The following is a 17,689-nucleotide window of genomic DNA, read 5'->3' as shown; positions in this document are numbered from 1 at the left end:
CGTGGAGTATCGCGCCTTGCGCCCGTCAGAATCCGTCAGAATTTGCTTGCGAACGTCCCGAGCATAAAGCTGCTCCGGGCAGGTTCTTGTGTGTGGGTCCTAAGTGGGGCCGTGCCTAAACCATGTGCCGCGCGCGGGCGCCGCGTTCAATGGCGGCGGCGTGCAAGCGGTCGATGTTCAGCTCATACCGCATTTCTTCCAAAAGGCGCAGCTCGGATTCCGCCAGCGTGCCATCGGCAGCAGCCACGTCACAGGCCAGCGCATAGGCGGTTTCGAACAGGCGTTCTGGCAGGTTGTCCCGGATCAGGCCGAACAGGGCGTCCAGCCCGTCCTCCTGCTCGAATAGGTCGAAAACGGTCTGCGAGATCGTGTTGATCCGGTCGATGTCATAGTCGGCAAAGACCGGCAACATGTTGACTGCGGATTGTATCTTGACCAGCTCGGCGGTGCGGATGTTCTCGTCCGAGGCCGAAATCGCCACCATCAGCGCCACGAGGCAATCCTGCGGCGTCATCGGATGGGGGGCTTGCTCGCTCATGGGGGCAACCTTTTGTAAAACCACTGTACATCACGGACGATATGCGGGGTTTTCTGCGGGTGCAACCATGCCGGTCCGCAGGTCGGCCCCCCGGGGCGGTGTTTTGCCGCCGACAGGCGGATCCGGCAGGTTTTGTTGCGCGGGGCGACGGGGTTTGGCGCCAGTGTTTATTGACTTATGCCGCACCGGCACAATAGAGGAGGAGGCCGGATGCAAGACGCATACCGGTAAAGCGGATATAGGCCGATTGGCGGCCCCGATGGAGAACAACATGTCTGAACTGCGCGAAACCGCTCTGACGAGCAAAGCCTGGCCGTTTGAAGAAGCACGCCGCATTCTCAAACGTTATGCCAAGGGCGCGCCGGAAAAGGGCTATGTGCTGTTTGAAACCGGCTATGGCCCCTCGGGTCTGCCTCATATCGGCACCTTTGGCGAGGTCGCGCGCACCACGATGATCAAGCGCGCCTTCGAGGTGATTTCCGATATCCCGACCAAGCTGATCTGCTTTTCCGACGATCTGGACGGCATGCGTAAGGTGCCGGGCAATGTCCCGAATGCCGAAAGCCTGCACGACCACCTGCAAAAGCCGCTGACCTCGGTTCCCGATCCTTTTGGCACCCACGACAGCTTTGGCCACCACAACAACGCCATGCTGCGCCGGTTCCTGGATACCTTTGGGTTCGAGTATGAATTCTACTCGGCGACCGAATTCTATGGCTCGGGCCAGTTTGACGAGATCCTGAAGCGCGCCTGCGAACGCTATGACGAGATCATGGAGGTCATGCTGAAATCCCTGCGCGAGGAACGGCGCCAGACCTATTCGATCTTCCTGCCGATCCACCCGGAAACTGGCCGCGTTCTGTACGTACCGATGAAAAAGGTGGATGCGGAAAACCACAGCATCACCTTTGACGATGAGGACGGCAAGGAATGGACCCTGCCGGTCACGGGCGGCAACGTGAAACTGCAGTGGAAACCGGATTTCGGCGCGCGCTGGGCGGCGCTGGAAGTCGATTTCGAAATGTACGGCAAGGACCACAGCACCAACACGCCGATCTATGACAAGATCTGCCGGATCCTGGGCTGGCGCGCGCCTGAACATTTTACTTATGAGCTGTTCCTCGATGAGAACGGCCAGAAGATCTCCAAGACCTCGGGCAATGGCGTGTCGATCGACGAATGGCTGACCTATGCCTCTTCCGAGAGCCTTGCCTATTTCATGTATCAAAAGCCGAAAACGGCCAAGCGGATGCATTTCGATGTGATCCCCAAGGCGATGGATGAATACCATCAGCAGCTGCGGGCCTACCACGGTCAGGATCTCAAGGGGCAGCTCAACAACCCGGTCTGGCACATCCACGGCGGCGACGTGCCGGAATCCAAAATGGTGGTGCCTTTCTCGATGCTGCTGAATCTGGCCTCGGTGGCGTCGGCACATGACAAGGAAACGCTCTGGGGCTTTATCCGCCGCTATGCGCCCGATGCGACACCGCAGACCCACCCCGATCTGGATGCGGCGGCGGGCTTTGCCGTTAAATACTACGAAGACTTCGTCGAGCCGCAAAAAGTGTTCCGCGCGCCGAGCGACGCCGAGCGTGCCGCGCTGGAGGAATTCCGCGGCAAACTGGCATCCTGGGACGGAGAGACCACGGGCGAAGCGCTGCAAGGCATCGTCTTTGAGGTGGGTCGCGAGCATTTCGGCAAGGAGAACATGCGCGACTGGTTCAAGGCGCTTTATGAGGTTCTGCTGGGCGCCAGCCAGGGTCCGCGCTTTGGCGGCTTCGTAGCCCTTTACGGCGTAGAAGAGACCGTTGCCCTGATCGACAAGGCGCTGGCTGGCGAGCTGGTCTGAAGGTCACCGCAAGCCAAGGATGAGAAGGGCGCCCAATGCGGCGCCCTTTGCTGTTCATGGTGCAGCGTTGGTGCAACCGCGTTGTGGGTATGACGCCGTATTCCACAAAGGCGCGCGACACAATATTCGGGTGTCCCTTGCTCTTGAGGTCGGCTGTGATGGACGAAGCGCCATTTCACGGGGATAGCTCGAACGTTCGCTTTTAGGGGGTAAGGATCGTTTCGTTGGACCCTACCAACTTGTTCACCAGTCTACGCGGCGTATAGTGCAGATATGGAAAATGAAGCCCCAAAGAAACAAAAGACGTCGGTCCGAAAACGAGCCGATGAAATCAAAGATTTTCGATGCAAGAACTTGATTGCGGTGATCGAAGATCCCGTGGACATCAAGAATATCGGAACGGTCATCCGAAACGTCAACGCGCTCGGTGTAGAAAAGGCCTACGTTGTTGACCCACGCAAAGCGCTGCCAAACGATTGGCAGGCTATGCGGGAAAGAAAATCCTTGTCGTCAACTTCCGTGTCTGCGGTGAAATGGACATTCGTTAAACGGTTCGACAGCACCGAAGAGTGCATGGACCATCTCGAACACAAGGGCTTTGTGTCCGTGGTTACGTCTCCGCATGTTAAGGGGAAATCTAACGTCTACCTCCATGATGGTGACTTCACCAAACACACGAAACTTGCTGTTTGGTTCGGGAACGAAAAACGCGGGATTAGTGAAACTGCAGTCAGCCGTAGCGAAATGTGCGTCGCAGTACCCATGTTCGGCATGATCGAAAGCCTGAACCTTGGCACATGTTCGGGAATCGTTCTCTACGAGGTGACTAAACAGCGACGTGAGTATCAAAGCCAATACAGACGCGCTCGGCATAAGGGCAAGCGAACGAGACCGCTTCCAACCGTTATACCGCGTGAGCAAGAATAACGGCATCCGTTTGACCGGACGCAGCAGAAAAGCTGCCAATCGTGCAGACAGCAGCACCCGACACTCCGGCCTCTAAGTGCTCATTGAGGTCCGAGTTCCAGCGCCACCTACGCGCGCCGCGAACTGCACAGGGCGCCCAATGCGGCGCCCTTTTTCTTGACGGCCCGCAAGCTACGCCCTTGTCATCTAATTTTTGACCTGCCGCATTCCTGACCTAGCTCAAAAATCTAGGTATCGTCGGAGGTCGCCAATGTTCAGGTTTGCAAGTTTTGTGTTTTCGCTGGTGCTTCTGGCGCTGCCTGCGGGGGCAGAGGACAGGGACCGGATCACTGGCGTGATCGGGGCCCAGATCGAGGCGTTTCGCGATGATGATATCACGCGGGCTTTCGGTTTTGCCTCCCCCCGCATCCGCAGCCTGTTTGGCACGCCCGAACGCTTTGGTCAGATGGTCGAGCGCGGCTATCCCATGGTTCTGCGCCCAAACCAGGTCCGCTATCTGGAGCTGCGAGAGGTCGCCGGTAACCTCTGGCAACGGGTGCTGATCACAGATCAGGACGGGCGGCTGCACCTGCTGGATTATCAGGTTGTCGGGGGCGGCGGCGACTGGAAAATCAACGCCGTGCAAATCCTGAAAGTGCCACAAGGCAATGCCTGAAGGCATGTGACCAGTGCAGGAGCGGCGCGCGCCTGTCTGACGCGGGATTAAGCCGGACATTCTAAACCCTTTCCGATCTGCGCTGCTGGCGCGTCGTGGCATAGGAAAGGGTTTCCCATGAACAAGGTGATTACCGATGGGCTGCAACTGGCGCCTTCACCCTTCGAGGAAGGGCTGGATCAGTGGTCCAGTGGCGATGGGACGCCAGGCTCGGATACCTATGATGGTGTGGCGAATGCGGTCTATGTGGCGGCGGATGCGGATTTTGGCGGCTGCCTTGAGCTGCAAAAGCTCGACAGCACGCAAAAGCTGCGTTTCATGGGAAAGACGCCGATCTTGCCGGGGTGCTATCTGCAGGTCCGCGCCCGCATCAAGGCGATCAGCGGCGCGCTTCCGACCGTGCGGGTGGCAGGCTGGGCTGGGCAGGCCAACAACAGCCACCTGTCCGGGGTGATCGAAACCGGCATCAGCAGGACGCTGGCGTCCTACGGGCAGGTGGTGGAAGTCACGGCCATCGTCGGGACCGGCAGTCGCAGTGGGGTGGATATGCCCTGGGGGCTTGCCGCCGACCACGGGCATTTCGGACTGGACCTGATTGGCCCCAATGGCGGCGTTGTGCGGATCGACGATATCGAGATCACCGATATCACAAGCGCCTTTCTGCGTGATATCATCAGCCTTGTGGATGTGACGGATTTTAGTGCCATCGGGGACGGGGTTCAGGACAACACAGCCGCCTTTGAAGCCGCCGATGCTGCCGCCGACGGGCGCCGGGTTCTGGTGCCGGAAGGGGAATTCTATCTGGCCGAAACGGTGTCGATGGACAATGAGATGGTGTTCGAAGGCACGCTCTCCATGCCGACAGACAAGATGCTGCTCATGCGGCGCAATTTCAATTTTCCCGCCTATGCCGCTGCCTTTGGTGACGAAGAGCTTGCCTTCAAGAAGGCATTTCAGGCGCTGCTCAACAACGTGGATCATGAATCGTTGGATCTGCGGGGGCGCATGATCACCGTGACTAAACCGATCGACATGCAGGCGGCGGTGCCGAACCGCAGCTCTTATGCCACCCGTCGGGTGATCCGCAACGGTCAGTTTTCCGCCGTGGGCGGCGCGGCCTGGGATACCGAAACCGTGAGCTCTCAGGCGACCTACGACAGCAGCGATCCGCGCAAGCTGCGCAACGTGGCCAATATCGCCAATATCCCCATTGGCGCGTTGGTCGAAGGCAGCGGGTGGGGCGCGAAATCTACGTGCGGGCCAAAAACACTGGCGCGGGCGAGCTGACGCTGAACGCGCCGCTTTATGACGCGGTGGGCACGCAGAATTTCACCTTCAAGGACTTCAAGTATCTGCTGGATTTCTCCGGCTTCAGCCAACTCAGCAAATTTGGCATGACCGAGGTCGAGGTGCAGTGCAATTCCCATTGCAGCGCCCTGCGCCTGCCGTCGGCGGGCACCGTCTTCAGCCTCGATCATTGCTTCATCTCCAGGCCCAAGGATCGCGGGATCACCTCGATCGGGTCGGGCTGTCAGGGCATTCTGGTCGACAATTGCCAGTTTCTGTCCGCCGAAGAGCCGCTTGATGTGCCGGATCGGAGCAGCGTGGCCATCAACGTCAACGCCAATGATGCCAAGCTGCGCAACAACCGTGCCAGCAAATTCCGCCATTTTGCGCTGTTGGCCGGGGCGAATAATACGGTCACCGGAAACCATTTCTTTCAGGGTGACAGTATCGCCAATGGCGTGCGCACCGCCGGGCTGGTACTGACGAATACCTATTGTTCGACGACCGTGTCCGACAATTACATCGACAATTGTTTTGTCGAATGGACGAACGAACAGGACCCGACGCCGGATTTCAGTTCAGGCTTTTCCTTCAGCGCCCTGTCGATCACTGACAATGTGTTTCTGTCTGGTGAGGTCGCGCCCTGGTTCAGCTATATCGTTGTCAAACCCTATGGCACCGGGCATTTCTTGAACGGTGTCACGGTCTCGGGCAACAAGTTCCGGTCGATCAATGGTTTCATAGACCGGGCTGAACGGGTGGATACCAGTTTCTCCGGGCTGGATTTCAGCCGCAGCAAGATGGTCTTTTTCGAAGGCAATACCTTTCACGGGATCACCTCTCCCGCCGCCAGTCCTCTGCGGCTGGAATACACCCAAGGCAGCGCCGCCACGACCTGGACCATCGACACGGATGGGCAGCTGCCGTTTGAAGGCCACGCGCGCAAGGTGGATGCGATTACCGCTCTGGGGCCGATCAGCACGTCTGGTGGCAGCAAACGATATGCCATGCCCTATGCCGAGGTCGAGCAGGGTAGCGGTAAGGACCGGGTCAAGCTGAACTGGCAGGACGCGGTCAAAGGAGAGGTGCAGGTGATCGTGCGGGTGGACCGCTAGCGCGCCACTCAGGCGGGGGGCGTCAGATCTTCTGGGGTCAGAACAAAGGCCTTGCCAAAGCCGCCGTTCAGATGTCCTGCTGTCACGTCCAGCCGGACAAAGGCAAAATCGCCAAACCCGATGTAGAGCTTCGCCTTGGGGTGGTCCTGCAGGTAATGCGCGGCCAGGCGGGCGTGTTCTTCGCCGGTATTGGGGATGAACTGCGCATGGCCCTGCAGGCTGAGCCGGGGATGCGTCAGGGGATCACCCTTGTCACCCGGCTCCCCGACGAGAAAGGAACAGGCCGCGTTGTTCTGCAAAGCACGCGTATGGGAGGAGAGGGTCGAGATCAGGCTGATCGGATGCCCTTCTGGCGACAGGCCAAAGGCCACACGCGTGACCAGCGGTGTGCCATCCTCGGTAATGACACCCAGGGCGGCGAAACGTGCGTTCTCCATCAGTGACCGGGCAAGGCTACGCGCCTCGTCATCGGTGGGGCGGATTGGATCTGTCATCGGATTGTTGTCCTGAGCCTGTTTCAGAACCTATGCCACAGGGATATTTTCAGGCCAAGGCTCTGCCTGTTGGCCTGTTTGTGCTCCAGCCCCACAACCAGTTCCTGACCGGGTGCCGTCCGGTAGCGCAGACTTGGGGTGATGGCATAGCTCAATGGCGCCCCGACGCTGCGGGAGGTTTCGATCTGCAGCATTGGCGACAGGGCCGATCGGGTGTTGAGGCCAAAGGTGGCATCAAGTTTCCAGATCGGATCGGGGAGGCTGGCCCGGTATTCGTAACTGGCATCCAGCGAGATCCAGCCGCTGGCGCGGGCGGTCGTGAAATCATGCCCGAAGGACAGGGTGGCGCGGGACATGGGACTCCAATAGCCACGCTGGTGACTGCCGCCACCCGCGACTGTCAGCGCCAGCCGGGGCCGGGTTTCCCCGGTGGTCAGCGGGATCCGGGCAAACAGCAGGGCGTGGCCCGTTTGCTGGTCGTTCTGGTTCAGATCCACCCCAAGGGTCAGCCGCGGCGACCAGCCGTATTCCCCGAAATACCCCAGCTCATGGCGCAGAGTGCCATCCTCGGTCTGCCGCAGGGTGGCGCTGGCGGCAACAAAACCCTGGCCTGTCTGACGCAGCCAGGCCCCAGCCAGCGCGGGCGGCGCCAGAAGCAGGCTGAACAGGCCGGAGAGGATCCAGATCCGCAATTGAAACTCCCTTGGGTTGCTTTGCTGACTTGAAAACTACCTTTGGATGTTTTTGCCGCAAACTCAAGTTGCACGCGGAAAACAGTCTTGTTTGCGGCAAAATCGTCGTAGGGTGGAGGTGTTCAGGGCCAATCACGGGAGGAAACGATGCCGACAATTTCCAAAACGGCCGATATTCAGACGGTCATCACCACTTTTGAAATGACACCGGGAACCTGTCAGGATCTGCTGGATGCGCTGACAGACGCCTATGACAATTTCATTTCCCGGCAGCCAGGGTTCATTGCGGCGGGGCTGCATGTGAATGATGCGCAAACCCGGATCGCAAACTATTCCCAGTGGAAACGGCGCGAGGATTTCATGGCGATGCTGCGCTCGGAGGAAATGCGTGAACGCAACCGCCAGATCAGCGCCCTGTGCCGCAGTTTCGAACCGGTGATGTACGAAGTTGCCGCCACCTTTGACTGAGATCTGCAAATAGACTGATATGGATCAAGGCCTTGGGGGCACGCGCCGGGCATGTTGTCCCCAAGCCCGAATGACTGGAGGACCCAATGTATCACAATATTCTTGTACCGATTTCCTTTGACCCTGACCGCGATGTATCCGCGCCTTTGAAACTGGCGCGCCTCTTGGCGACGCCTGAGGCGAAGATCACCCTGCTGCATGTGGTGGAACAGATCCCGTCCTACGCGATCACCTATATGCCGGCCGATTACATGGCCGAGGCCCGCGCCGCGCTGGAAAGCGAGCTGTCCGCACTGGCGGACACCCTTCCCAATGCCAAGGGTCTGGTCATTGAAGGGCATTCGGGGCGGTCGATCCTCGATTGGGCCGAGCAGAACAACCCCGATCTGATCATCATCGCGTCACACCGTCCGGGCATGCAGGATCTGCTCTTGGGCTCGACCGCAGCGCAGGTGGTGCGGCACGCCGGTTGCGCCGTGCATGTGGTACGCTGAGGTGATCTGAAACGGTATTCCTGAACTTTCAGAAGCGAGAACGGGGGCGCGTGTATCGTGCCTCCGATCTGTTTTGATCCGATGCCTAACCGGACCGACAGGTCTGATCATCCAGCCAGCCCGACCAAACGGTGCAAAGCCACGGCGGCCAGCCGCACGGCTGTGCTGCCCGGCTGTACGCCCTTCAACAGAGCGGAGCGGAGCAGCGCCTTGTTGGAATTCAGCGCATCGGCAATGCGGGAATAATAGACCTGTTTTTCCTCTGGCGCCCGCAGCAGGATGGTTTCGGCTTGCTGGATCGCCTTCCGCGTCTGTTGTTTCATCCTCGGCAGGGCAGAGGGTTTGACCGGAGTGTATACCTCAAACCCACGACGTTTGGGTTTCGTACCCGGATCGCGGTTCTTGGCAATCGCAGCGCTAAGGGTGTTCTCGACAAGGTCCAGCGCCTTCTGCGCTTCGGAATAGGCCGTGTTGCCGAGCAGTTTGTCGCCAGACCGTTTGTAAACCAGCCGGTAGCAATCGTAGCGGTAGACCCATTCGACATTTTCGCAGCGGCTGAAGCCCCGCGATAGGGTATTGGCGACGCTTTTGCTTGTTGCGGCGGACAGGCCGACAGAGGACCCGCTGCCTCCGTAACCTGCATCGCCGCCAGCGTGAAGTGCTCCTGCGGAGATCACAAACAGGCCAAGGATGGCAACGCGAAAAATACTCATAAACAAAACTCCTGTGTACCAATGTCAGGCTAGCACAGAATGATGATCAGGCAAGGAGGCAAACCGGGGCAGGAGGCGTCTTGCAATCCCCTGCACAGGATCTGAACAGGCTCAGATCACTTCCATTTTCGTTTCACATTGCCGCCGCGTTGTCCTGGCTTGCCCGCCGTGGACCTGCCACGGGTTTTCACCGCAGCCTCAGCAGCCGCATCGACGGCGGACTGGCGGGCCAGCGGATCGTCTGAGACCGCCAGATCCACGGCCTCCAGCCGTTTGACCTCGTCCCGCAGGCGGGCGGCTTCCTCGAACTCGAGGTTCTCGGCGGCCTTGCGCATCTGCTCCCGCAGCCCGTTGAGGTGGGCTTCGAGATTGGCGCCATGCATCGGCTTGTCGATATTGGCGGTGACGCGGTTCATGTCCACATCGCCCTGGTAGAGACCCGCCATGACGTCTTCGACGTTCTTCTTGACGGTTTCCGGCGTGATGCCGTGTTCCTCGTTATAGGCGATCTGCTTGGCCCGGCGGCGGTCGGTTTCTCCGATGGCCCGCTCCATCGAGCCGGTGATCCGGTCGGCATACATGATGACACGGCCATCGGCGTTCCGCGCCGCGCGACCGATGGTCTGGATCAGCGAGGTTTCAGAACGCAGGAAGCCTTCCTTATCGGCATCCAGGATGGCCACCAGCCCGCATTCGGGAATATCAAGGCCCTCCCGCAAGAGGTTGATCCCCACCAGAACATCAAAGGCGCCAAGCCGTAGGTCGCGCAGGATTTCGATCCGCTCCAGCGTGTCGATGTCGCTGTGCATGTAGCGCACCTTGATACCCTGCTCGTGCAGGTATTCGGTCAGATCCTCGGCCATGCGTTTGGTCAGCACGGTACAAAGCGTACGGAAGCCATCGGCAGAGACCTTACGGATCTCGTCCAGCAGGTCGTCCACCTGCATGTCGACGGGGCGGATTTCGACCATTGGGTCCAACAGACCCGTGGGTCGGATCACCTGTTCGGCAAAAACGCCGCCAGCCTGTTCCAGTTCCCACGCGGCGGGGGTGGCCGAGACAAAGACCGACTGCGGCCGCATTGCATCCCATTCCTCAAACTTCAGCGGGCGGTTGTCCATGCAGGAAGGCAGCCGGAAGCCGTGTTCGGCCAGGGTGAACTTGCGCCGGTGGTCGCCCTTGTACATGGCGCCGATCTGCGGCACGGAGACGTGGCTTTCATCAGCAAAGACAATCGCGTTGTCAGGGATAAATTCAAACAGGGTAGGGGGCGGCTCGCCGGGAGCGCGGCCCGTCAGATAGCGCGAGTAATTCTCGATCCCGTTGCAATGGCCCGTCGCTTCCAGCATTTCAATGTCGAAATTGGTGCGTTGCTCCAGCCGCTGCGCCTCCAGCAGTTTTCCATCGCCGACCAGCTGATCCAGCCGCATCCGCAGCTCTTTCTTGATCTCGATAACCGCCTGGTTCAGCGTTGGTTTCGGCGTCACATAGTGAGAGTTCGCATAAACCCGGATCTGTTCGAAGCTGCCGGTGCGCTCCCCGGTCAGCGGATCGAATTCGGTGATCGCCTCCAGTTCTTCGCCAAAGAACGACAGTTTCCAGGCGCGGTCCTCAAGGTGGGCGGGGAAGATCTCCAGCGTATCGCCGCGCACCCGGAAGGAGCCGCGCTGGAACGCCTGATCGTTGCGCTTGTACTGCTGAGCCACCAGATCGGCCATCACCTGCCGCTGGTCGTACATCTCGCCCACCTTCAGATCCTGGGTCATCGCCGAATAGGTCTCGACGCTGCCGATACCGTAGATACAGGAGACCGAGGCGATGATGATCACGTCATCGCGTTCCAGAAGCGCCCGGGTGGCGGAGTGGCGCATCCGGTCGATCTGTTCGTTGATCTGGCTTTCCTTCTCGATATAGGTGTCGCTGCGCGGCACATAGGCTTCGGGCTGGTAGTAGTCGTAGAAGGATACGAAATACTCGACCGAGTTCTCCGGGAAGAAGCCTTTGAATTCGCCGTACAATTGCGCGGCCAGCGTTTTGTTCGGGGCCAGAATGATGGCCGGGCGCTGGGTTTCCTCGATCACCTTTGCCATGGTGAAGGTCTTGCCCGTACCAGTGGCACCCAAGAGCACCTGATTGCGCTCACCTTCGTTGACGCCGGCGCTCAGCTCCGCAATTGCGGTGGGCTGATCCCCGGCCGGGCTGAACTCCGTGTTCATCACAAAGCTCTTGCCGCCTTCCAGCTTGGGGCGCTGGACGGCCTCGCGTTCGGTCATCATCGGCAGCGATTTGTCGGAATGGGCGTAGGGCATTGGCGCTCCTCAGTCTGGCGGCCATACACTTGATCTCTTTTTGTTCCAGATCAAGGGGGCAGGGGCAAGTCCTGGGCAAGTTCCCGAAAAATTGCACGGCACTGCGACGGAGATTGCGGCCTGCTGCGTTGCAGAAAGAGTGGCGTAAAACGATCCGGGGGCAAAACCATGCGGAAGCTTATTTTCTGGAGTCATTTGACGGTCGGCCTGATGGTTGCCCTTGTGGTGCTGATGCTGTCACTGACGGGGCTGTTGCTGACCTATGAGGCGCAGATCACCCGTTGGGCGCAGACACCCGCGGTGTCCGAAGTGGGCGCAAAGAGGCTGTCTGCGGATGAACTGGCAGGCATCGCCGCGATTGAAACAGGGGGGCGGGCGACAGCGCTTCGTTTTGCAAAAGATCCGGATGCCCCCGTGGCCGTGCAGGTCGGGCGAAATTCCACGCTGTTTCTTGATCCATTCACCGGCGATTTGCTGCCGGAACAGGGTGCGGGAGTCGCTGCATTCTTTTCCACGGTTGAACATGTGCACCGTTGGTTTGCGCTCTCTGGCGATGGGCGCGGTCTGGGCAGGGCGGTGACAGGGGCCGCGAACCTTGGCTTTCTGTTCCTTCTGGCCAGCGGCCTCTACCTTTGGTGGCCCCGGGCGTGGAAATGGCGGATGGTCCGCATGAACCTGTGGTTTCGCAAAGGCCTGCCTAGCAGCAAGGCCCGCGATTACAACTGGCACCATGTCTTCGGCTTCTGGGCGCTTGTGCCCCTGCTGGCGATTGTGGTGTCAGGCGTGGTGATCTCTTACCCCTGGGCCAGCGATCTTGTGTTCCGCCTTTATGGTGAAGAGCCGGCGGCGCTGCGTCGGCGGGCAGGGCAGGGCGCGTCGAACGCCGTGGCTGAGATCTCAGGTCTCGACCTGGCGCTGTTGCAGGCCAGCGCTGCCATTCCGGACTGGCGACGGATGGAGGTTGCGCTGCCGGTTGCAGAAAAAATCCGTATCACCGTTGACAGCGGCACCGGCCGCCAGCCGACAAAACAGGTGACGCTGACCATGGATGCCCGGGACGGGGCGGTATTGGAGCGCAGTGACTTCTCTGACCGCAGTGCGGGCCAGCAGGCACGGGTCTTCCTGCGGTTCCTGCACACCGGAGAGATTTTTGGCTTATTGGGGCAGACTTTGGCGGGATTGGCGGCCGCATTTGCCCTGGTGATGACCTATACCGGCGCGGCGCTCAGCTATCGCCGCCTGATCCAGCCGCTGTTGCGGCGCAGGCGCAGCAGGCAACCGGGTTAGCATTGTCGCAATACTAAGGGTAAATCGATCTTGCCGCAGCGCGCAGATCATCGCATATAGGCAGCATCGGATGAGTAGGAGACTGCAATGCAAGCGCGTATTTACCGGCCAGCGAGAAACGCCATGACCTCGGGCATGGCCAAGACGCGGAAATGGGTTCTGGAGTTTGCACCCGCAAGCGCCCGCGAGGTTGATCCTCTGATGGGCTGGACCTCCTCTGCCGATACCCAAAGCCAGGTCCGTCTGCGCTTTGACAGCAAGGAAGAGGCGCTGGAATACGCCAAGGATCATGGCATCACCGCCGAGGTGGTCGAACCGAAGACCCGCAAGACCAACATCCGCCCCGGCGGCTATGGCGATAACTTCGCCACCAACCGGCGCGGTCCTTGGACCCACTGAACCTGTGTAAATCGGGGCAAGGTTGTCGCGGAATCGGTGCAAAGATTTCGCGGAGTCCCAGATTTAGATTTTGGTGAGCGCGGCGCACAGTATGTTGATGCTCGTCGCATCGCCGCCGAGATTCCCCCGAACGCGATTTCCTCAGGGCGACCCAACCGGTCGCCCGTTGTATTTCCAGATCTGCCAGAGTGCCCATCATGATCATTTCCCACCTCGTCACCCACAATGGCGGTTTCCACGCGGACGAACTTCTTTCCTCGGTCATCCTGACCCGCCTGTTCCCGCAGGCGGAGGTGGTGCGCACCCGTGACGCCGCGTGGATCACCCCCGGTGAGGGCAAGATCATCTATGATGTGGGCCGCGAGTATGACGCTGAGGCGGGCATCTTTGATCACCACCAGCGCCCCAATCCCCTGCGTGAGGACGAACAGCCCTACAGTTCCTTCGGTCTGATCTGGAAGCATTACGGCCTTGACTATCTCCGCGCTTTGGGGATCCCCGAGGCCGATCTGGAAGACATCCACGCCAGCTTTGAGCAGAGCTTTGTCCTGCCCATCGATCTGATCGACAACGGCGCGATGAACCCTTCGGTCGCAGGTCCGCTGACGCCTTTGACCCTCTCGGTCCTGTTGGAAAGCCTGAAGCCCGTCTTCGACAACCGCAGCGCGGACGCGGACGATAAAGCCTTCGCAGAGGCGCTGCCGATCGCGCGGGCGTTTGTCGAGGCGTCGATCAACAAGAAAGCCGCCAAGCGTCGTGCCGAAGCCATGGTCACCAAGGCAATCCACGATGCTGGCCCCTCGCGTATTCTGGAATTGCCCATGGGCATGCCCTTCCGCTCGGCCATTGAGGCGACTGGGGCGGACCATCTGTTGTTCGTGGTGGCCCCCCGTGACAATGACTGGTCCATCGGCGGTATTCGCATCAGCGGTGACAGCTTTGAGCAACGCGCCGACCTGCCCGCCGCATGGGCCGGCCTGACCGACGAGGCATTGGAAGAAGCCAGCAGCGTCAAAGGCGCAAAGTTCTGTCACAACGGACGGTTCATCGCGGTTGCCAGCAGCCGTGAGGCAGCACTTAAGATGGCTGAACTCGCCGTCGAAGAGGCTAAGCGCACAGGCGCCGCAGCCTGATCTTGCCGCAGCCTGATCTCGTAGGAGGGCGCGATGGATTTCCTGCTGAACGGAGACGAAACGGGGCGAACCACGATCCTTCTGGCCCATGGTTCTGGCGCAGCGATGGACACCCCTTGGATGGATACGGTTGCCGAAGGGCTGGACGCCCAAGGCTTCCGCGTCGCCCGCTTCGAGTTCAGCTACATGTCCGCCCGTCGCACTGGCGGCTCTAAGCGCCCACCGGCAAAGGCCGACACCTACGCGCCAGAATTTCTTGCCGCCATTGACGCGCTTGGCTGCGATGGTCCGCTGATCATTGGTGGGAAAAGTATGGGCGGCCGCGTGGCCAGCCTGATCGCTCAGGACCTTTATGACGCGGGGCGGATCAAAGGCATGCTGTGCCTCGGCTTCCCGTTCCATCCGCCGAAGAAGCCCGGCAATCGACGTGGCGAGAACCTTGCCGAGATCACCTGTCCAACCCTCATCTGCCAAGGCACCCGCGATCCATTCGGCACACGGGAAGAGGTGCAGGAATACGATCTGTCCAATGCCGTGACCCTGCACTGGCTGGAAGACGGCGATCACGACCTGAAGCCCCGTAAACGGGTGACCGGAAAGACGCTTGAGGGCCAACTCCTTAAGCTCGCGGAGCAAGTCAAGGTTTGGGCAAATTCCTGCTTCTGATTGGCCTCGGCAATATTCGGCTGAAGAAATACAGGCGCCAATTTCGGCCCAATCCGGCCCTGCGTGTGAGACAGCGCGTATGACCGCTCGAAGCCTTTACCCGTGTCGTAAGCTACCTGAAAGCGGGAAGATGGTATTTGACACAGTCACTACGGTTTCGATGATTGAGGCGTTCCAGACCGCGATCCCCCTTTGCGATCTCCCAAAATATCTCGGCGCAACGAAAGGGCAAATTGAAGTTCTCTCTCGGAGGAATTGTCCTCCCGCTGACCCTAAGGACGGAACGCGGCTCGGTTCAGCACGTCCTCTTTGGTCGATCGCACCTTGATCAGCTACTGGCAAAAATCGCCGGTTTGCCGGCAACACCGGTGTCCGGCGAAGGCGCTTCTGCATCCGATCTTTTATGCTTGCCAGCGTGGGGGCGATCGATTTGGGTACCTGTTTTCGGAAATTCTCAACGGAAACATCCCGGCATTCCGACATCCCCGCAAGCAAGGGATTGAATTACTCCTTGTAGATGTTGTCCTCTTGGTTTTCGCGAAAAACGCAGCCTGACCTACCCCCGCAGATCTTGAGGTGGAGCCCGCTTCGGCGGGCTTTTCTTTTTCTATTTCAGGGTGTTCGCGGGATCTTGCCCTTATTTTCGCGGCATCCTTGCTCCGAGGGAGGAAAGGCGTAAAATAAGGCTTTGAAATCATGTTGAATTTTTGCCACGTGGAAACAACTTTGCCCCGACTTACAGAGCCCAAAATGCCTGATACCGTGATTGTACCGGCCCGTCCTTCGGATCCCGATGCGGCGATTCTGATCCGGCGCCACCTGGATCAGATGGCCGCGCAATCACCGGAAGAGAGCTGTCACGCGCTGGACGGCAGTGGTCTTGAAGGTCCGGACGTGCAGTTCTTCCTGCTGCGCCGCGATGGTCAGGCGATCGGTATGGGCGCGCTGAAGCGGCTGGCGGATAACACCCGTGAGTTGAAATCGATGCACACGCTCTCTGAGGCCCGCGGCAGTGGCGCGGGCAGGGCCATTCTGGAACATCTCCTGAAACTTGCCCGTCAGGAAAACGCCTCTGGCATTTACCTGGAGACCGGCTCTACCCCAGAGTTCCTCCCGGCGCGAAAGCTTTATGAAAGCTACGGATTTTCGGAGTGTCCGCCCTTTGGGGACTACAGTGAAGACCCCTGGTCCGTCTTTATGCATCTGGACCTGCAAGCCGCGCCTTGACCCTTGCATTGCGGGTGTCGTAACTGGTCCTCAGCGGTCCCTTAGCTCAACTGGATAGAGCAGCTGACTTCTAATCAGCAGGTTCGGGGTTCGAGTCCTCGAGGGATCGCCATTCTTTGGAATGTGCCAATTAGGCATAAGTGAGCTACTCCCCATTTGTTGGACAGGACCTGGCGTAAATTAAGCATACTCTATGCATCTGCTGATCGGTTTGGGTTGTTTCATTTCGCTGCCAATAGATCACAGCGGGTGGTTGGCCGCCAAGGGCGGAATGTGGGCGCTTGCGGTTGTAGAACTCGATCCACTTGCCGACACCTGCTTTCGCTTCCGACCCGGTCTCCCAGGAATGCAGGTAGACACACTCGTATTTCAGAGATCGCCAGAGCCGTTCAACGAAGATGTTGTCGAGGAACCGCCCCTTGCCATCCATTGAGATACGCACGCCGGATCGGCGCAACCGGTCCGTCCAGGCGAACGCTGGACAAGCTCGGCATCCCCAGAACGACCTTCTACCGCTGGTATGATCGGTATTTGTCGGGCGGCCCTGAGGCGCTGAAAGATCGCAGTCCCAGGCCGTCGCGGGTCTGGAACCGCATCCCTGAGCCGGTGTGCGAGAAGATCAAGGACCTAGCCCTGCAGGAACGCGATCTGTCGCCGCGCGAGTTGGCCGTGCGATTCACTGACACGGAAAATATTTTGTGTCAGAGGCTTCGGTTTATCGCATCCTCAAGGCCTACGACCTGATCAAGAGCCCGACCTATGTGGTTCTGTCCGCCTCTGACGAGTTCCGTGATAAGACGACCCGACCGAACCAGCTTTGGCAGACCGACTTCACCTACCTGAAGGTCATCGGCTGGGGCTGGTTCTACCTGTCCACGATCCTCGATGATTACAGCCGCTACAACATCGCCTGGAAACTTTTCACGACGATGAAGTCAGGCGATGTGACCGACACGCTCGACCTGGCGCTGCAGGCATCGGGTTGTGATCAGGCGAAGGTTCTGCACAAGCCCCGCCTTCTCAGTGACAACGGGTCGGGTTACATCTCGGGCGAGTTGGCCGATTGGCTGGAAGATCGGCAGATGGATCATGTCCGCGGTGCCTCATATCACCCGCAAACCCAGGGCAAGATCGAGCGCTGGCATCAGACCCTGAAGAACCGCATCCTGCTGGCGAACTACTTCCTGCCCGGCGATCTCAGGCAGAAGATCGACGCCCTCGTCGAGCATTACAACCGCCGACAATACCACGAGAGCCTGCAAAACTTCACCCCGGCCGATGTCTACTTCGGGCGCGGCCAGACCATCCTGAAATAACGAGAAAGGATCAAACGAAAGACTATCGAAACCCGGCGCTTGCTTCACCGAAGATACGCTGCATAATCAAACCAACCAGATGAGCCAGACCCTCTCTTCGCTCAGGCTGCCAAATGG

General features: G+C 59.3%; 15 protein-coding genes, 1 tRNA gene and 3 pseudogenes. 13 read left to right on the top strand and 6 right to left on the bottom strand.

Features of this window, described 5'->3' with window-relative positions; genetic code table 11:
- Window positions 1-115 precede the first annotated feature (115 nt).
- Complete coding sequence (locus JL2886_RS02905; protein WP_065270643.1) at window positions 116-538, bottom strand: tellurite resistance TerB family protein; 423 nt, start codon at window positions 536-538, stop codon at window positions 116-118.
- Window positions 539-809: 271 nt separating this feature from the next.
- On the opposite strand from JL2886_RS02905, the gene JL2886_RS02900 reads away from it, so the two are divergent.
- The 4 genes and pseudogenes from JL2886_RS02900 (at window position 810) to JL2886_RS02885 (ending at window position 6,374) form a co-directional block, all read left to right on the top strand.
- Entirely contained in the window at window positions 810-2,390 is a 1,581-nt protein-coding gene (locus JL2886_RS02900; protein ID WP_065273500.1) for a lysine--tRNA ligase, read from the top strand.
- Between the two features lie 273 nt (window positions 2,391-2,663).
- Window positions 2,664-3,317 carry a TrmH family RNA methyltransferase gene (locus JL2886_RS02895; RefSeq protein WP_065270642.1) on the top strand — a complete coding sequence of 218 codons (654 nt, stop codon included), beginning with the start codon at window positions 2,664-2,666 and terminating at the stop codon, window positions 3,315-3,317.
- A 250-nt stretch (window positions 3,318-3,567) separates the two neighbouring features.
- Window positions 3,568-3,972 carry a DUF4864 domain-containing protein gene (locus JL2886_RS02890; RefSeq protein WP_065270641.1) on the top strand — a complete coding sequence of 135 codons (405 nt, stop codon included), beginning with the start codon at window positions 3,568-3,570 and terminating at the stop codon, window positions 3,970-3,972.
- A gap of 117 nt (window positions 3,973-4,089) precedes the next feature.
- Window positions 4,090-6,374 (top strand): annotated as a pseudogene (locus JL2886_RS02885) (right-handed parallel beta-helix repeat-containing protein).
- An 8-nt stretch (window positions 6,375-6,382) separates the two neighbouring features.
- On the opposite strand, the gene JL2886_RS02880 reads toward JL2886_RS02885, so the two are convergent.
- Window positions 6,383-6,868, bottom strand: a complete 486-nt coding sequence (locus JL2886_RS02880; protein ID WP_065270640.1) for a HugZ family protein — start codon at window positions 6,866-6,868, stop codon at window positions 6,383-6,385.
- Between the two features lie 23 nt (window positions 6,869-6,891).
- The gene (locus JL2886_RS02875; protein WP_237028409.1) at window positions 6,892-7,560 is read right to left on the bottom strand and encodes a hypothetical protein; all 669 of its coding nucleotides are present in this window, start codon (window positions 7,558-7,560) and stop codon (window positions 6,892-6,894) included.
- Between the two features lie 147 nt (window positions 7,561-7,707).
- Between JL2886_RS02875 and JL2886_RS02870 the strand changes: the two genes are divergently transcribed.
- The gene (locus JL2886_RS02870) at window positions 7,708-8,028 is read left to right on the top strand and encodes an antibiotic biosynthesis monooxygenase family protein (protein ID WP_065270639.1); all 321 of its coding nucleotides are present in this window, start codon (window positions 7,708-7,710) and stop codon (window positions 8,026-8,028) included.
- An 86-nt stretch (window positions 8,029-8,114) separates the two neighbouring features.
- Complete coding sequence (locus JL2886_RS02865) at window positions 8,115-8,522, top strand: universal stress protein (RefSeq protein WP_065270638.1); 408 nt, start codon at window positions 8,115-8,117, stop codon at window positions 8,520-8,522.
- 107 nt (window positions 8,523-8,629) lie between these two features.
- Here JL2886_RS02865 and JL2886_RS02860 read toward each other — a convergent pair whose 3' ends face one another.
- Together JL2886_RS02860 and uvrB are read right to left on the bottom strand one after the other, a co-directional pair.
- The gene (locus JL2886_RS02860) at window positions 8,630-9,235 is read right to left on the bottom strand and encodes a hypothetical protein (protein WP_065270637.1); all 606 of its coding nucleotides are present in this window, start codon (window positions 9,233-9,235) and stop codon (window positions 8,630-8,632) included.
- Window positions 9,236-9,351: 116 nt separating this feature from the next.
- Window positions 9,352-11,544: an excinuclease ABC subunit UvrB gene (gene uvrB / locus JL2886_RS02855; RefSeq protein ID WP_065270636.1), complete on the bottom strand. Its 2,193-nt coding sequence runs from the start codon at window positions 11,542-11,544 to the stop codon at window positions 9,352-9,354.
- Between the two features lie 168 nt (window positions 11,545-11,712).
- Here uvrB and JL2886_RS02850 point away from each other — a divergent pair, with 168 nt between their 5' ends.
- From JL2886_RS02850 to JL2886_RS02825, 6 genes are all read left to right on the top strand, one after another.
- On the top strand, window positions 11,713-12,831 hold the full coding sequence (locus tag JL2886_RS02850; RefSeq protein ID WP_082995980.1) for a PepSY-associated TM helix domain-containing protein: 1,119 nt from the start codon (window positions 11,713-11,715) through the stop codon (window positions 12,829-12,831).
- A gap of 87 nt (window positions 12,832-12,918) precedes the next feature.
- A complete protein-coding gene (locus JL2886_RS02845; RefSeq protein WP_065270634.1) occupies window positions 12,919-13,230 on the top strand; it encodes an ETC complex I subunit in 312 nt (103 codons plus the stop codon).
- Window positions 13,231-13,427: 197 nt separating this feature from the next.
- Complete coding sequence (locus JL2886_RS02840; protein ID WP_065270633.1) at window positions 13,428-14,363, top strand: MYG1 family protein; 936 nt, start codon at window positions 13,428-13,430, stop codon at window positions 14,361-14,363.
- Window positions 14,364-14,396: 33 nt separating this feature from the next.
- Complete coding sequence (locus JL2886_RS02835) at window positions 14,397-15,029, top strand: alpha/beta family hydrolase (RefSeq protein ID WP_065270632.1); 633 nt, start codon at window positions 14,397-14,399, stop codon at window positions 15,027-15,029.
- A 750-nt stretch (window positions 15,030-15,779) separates the two neighbouring features.
- Window positions 15,780-16,256, top strand: coding sequence for a GNAT family N-acetyltransferase (locus JL2886_RS02830; protein WP_065270631.1), 477 nt, complete (start codon window positions 15,780-15,782; stop codon window positions 16,254-16,256).
- Window positions 16,257-16,291: 35 nt separating this feature from the next.
- A tRNA-Arg gene (locus JL2886_RS02825) sits at window positions 16,292-16,368 on the top strand.
- 33 nt (window positions 16,369-16,401) lie between these two features.
- Here the strand turns inward: JL2886_RS02825 and JL2886_RS19120 are convergent.
- Window positions 16,402-16,725, bottom strand: a pseudogene (locus JL2886_RS19120) (transposase); the annotation flags it as partial.
- Here JL2886_RS19120 and JL2886_RS02815 point away from each other — a divergent pair.
- Window positions 16,719-17,638: pseudogene (locus tag JL2886_RS02815) on the top strand (DDE-type integrase/transposase/recombinase); the annotation flags it as partial. The pseudogenes JL2886_RS19120 and JL2886_RS02815 sit on opposite strands and share 7 nt — an antisense overlap.
- Window positions 17,639-17,689: the final 51 nt, after the last annotated feature.

The organism is Phaeobacter gallaeciensis, assembly GCF_001678945.1.
Classification (GTDB): Bacteria; Pseudomonadota; Alphaproteobacteria; order Rhodobacterales; family Rhodobacteraceae; genus Phycobacter; species Phycobacter gallaeciensis_A.
This window is presented reverse-complemented; position numbering and strand designations above follow the sequence as displayed.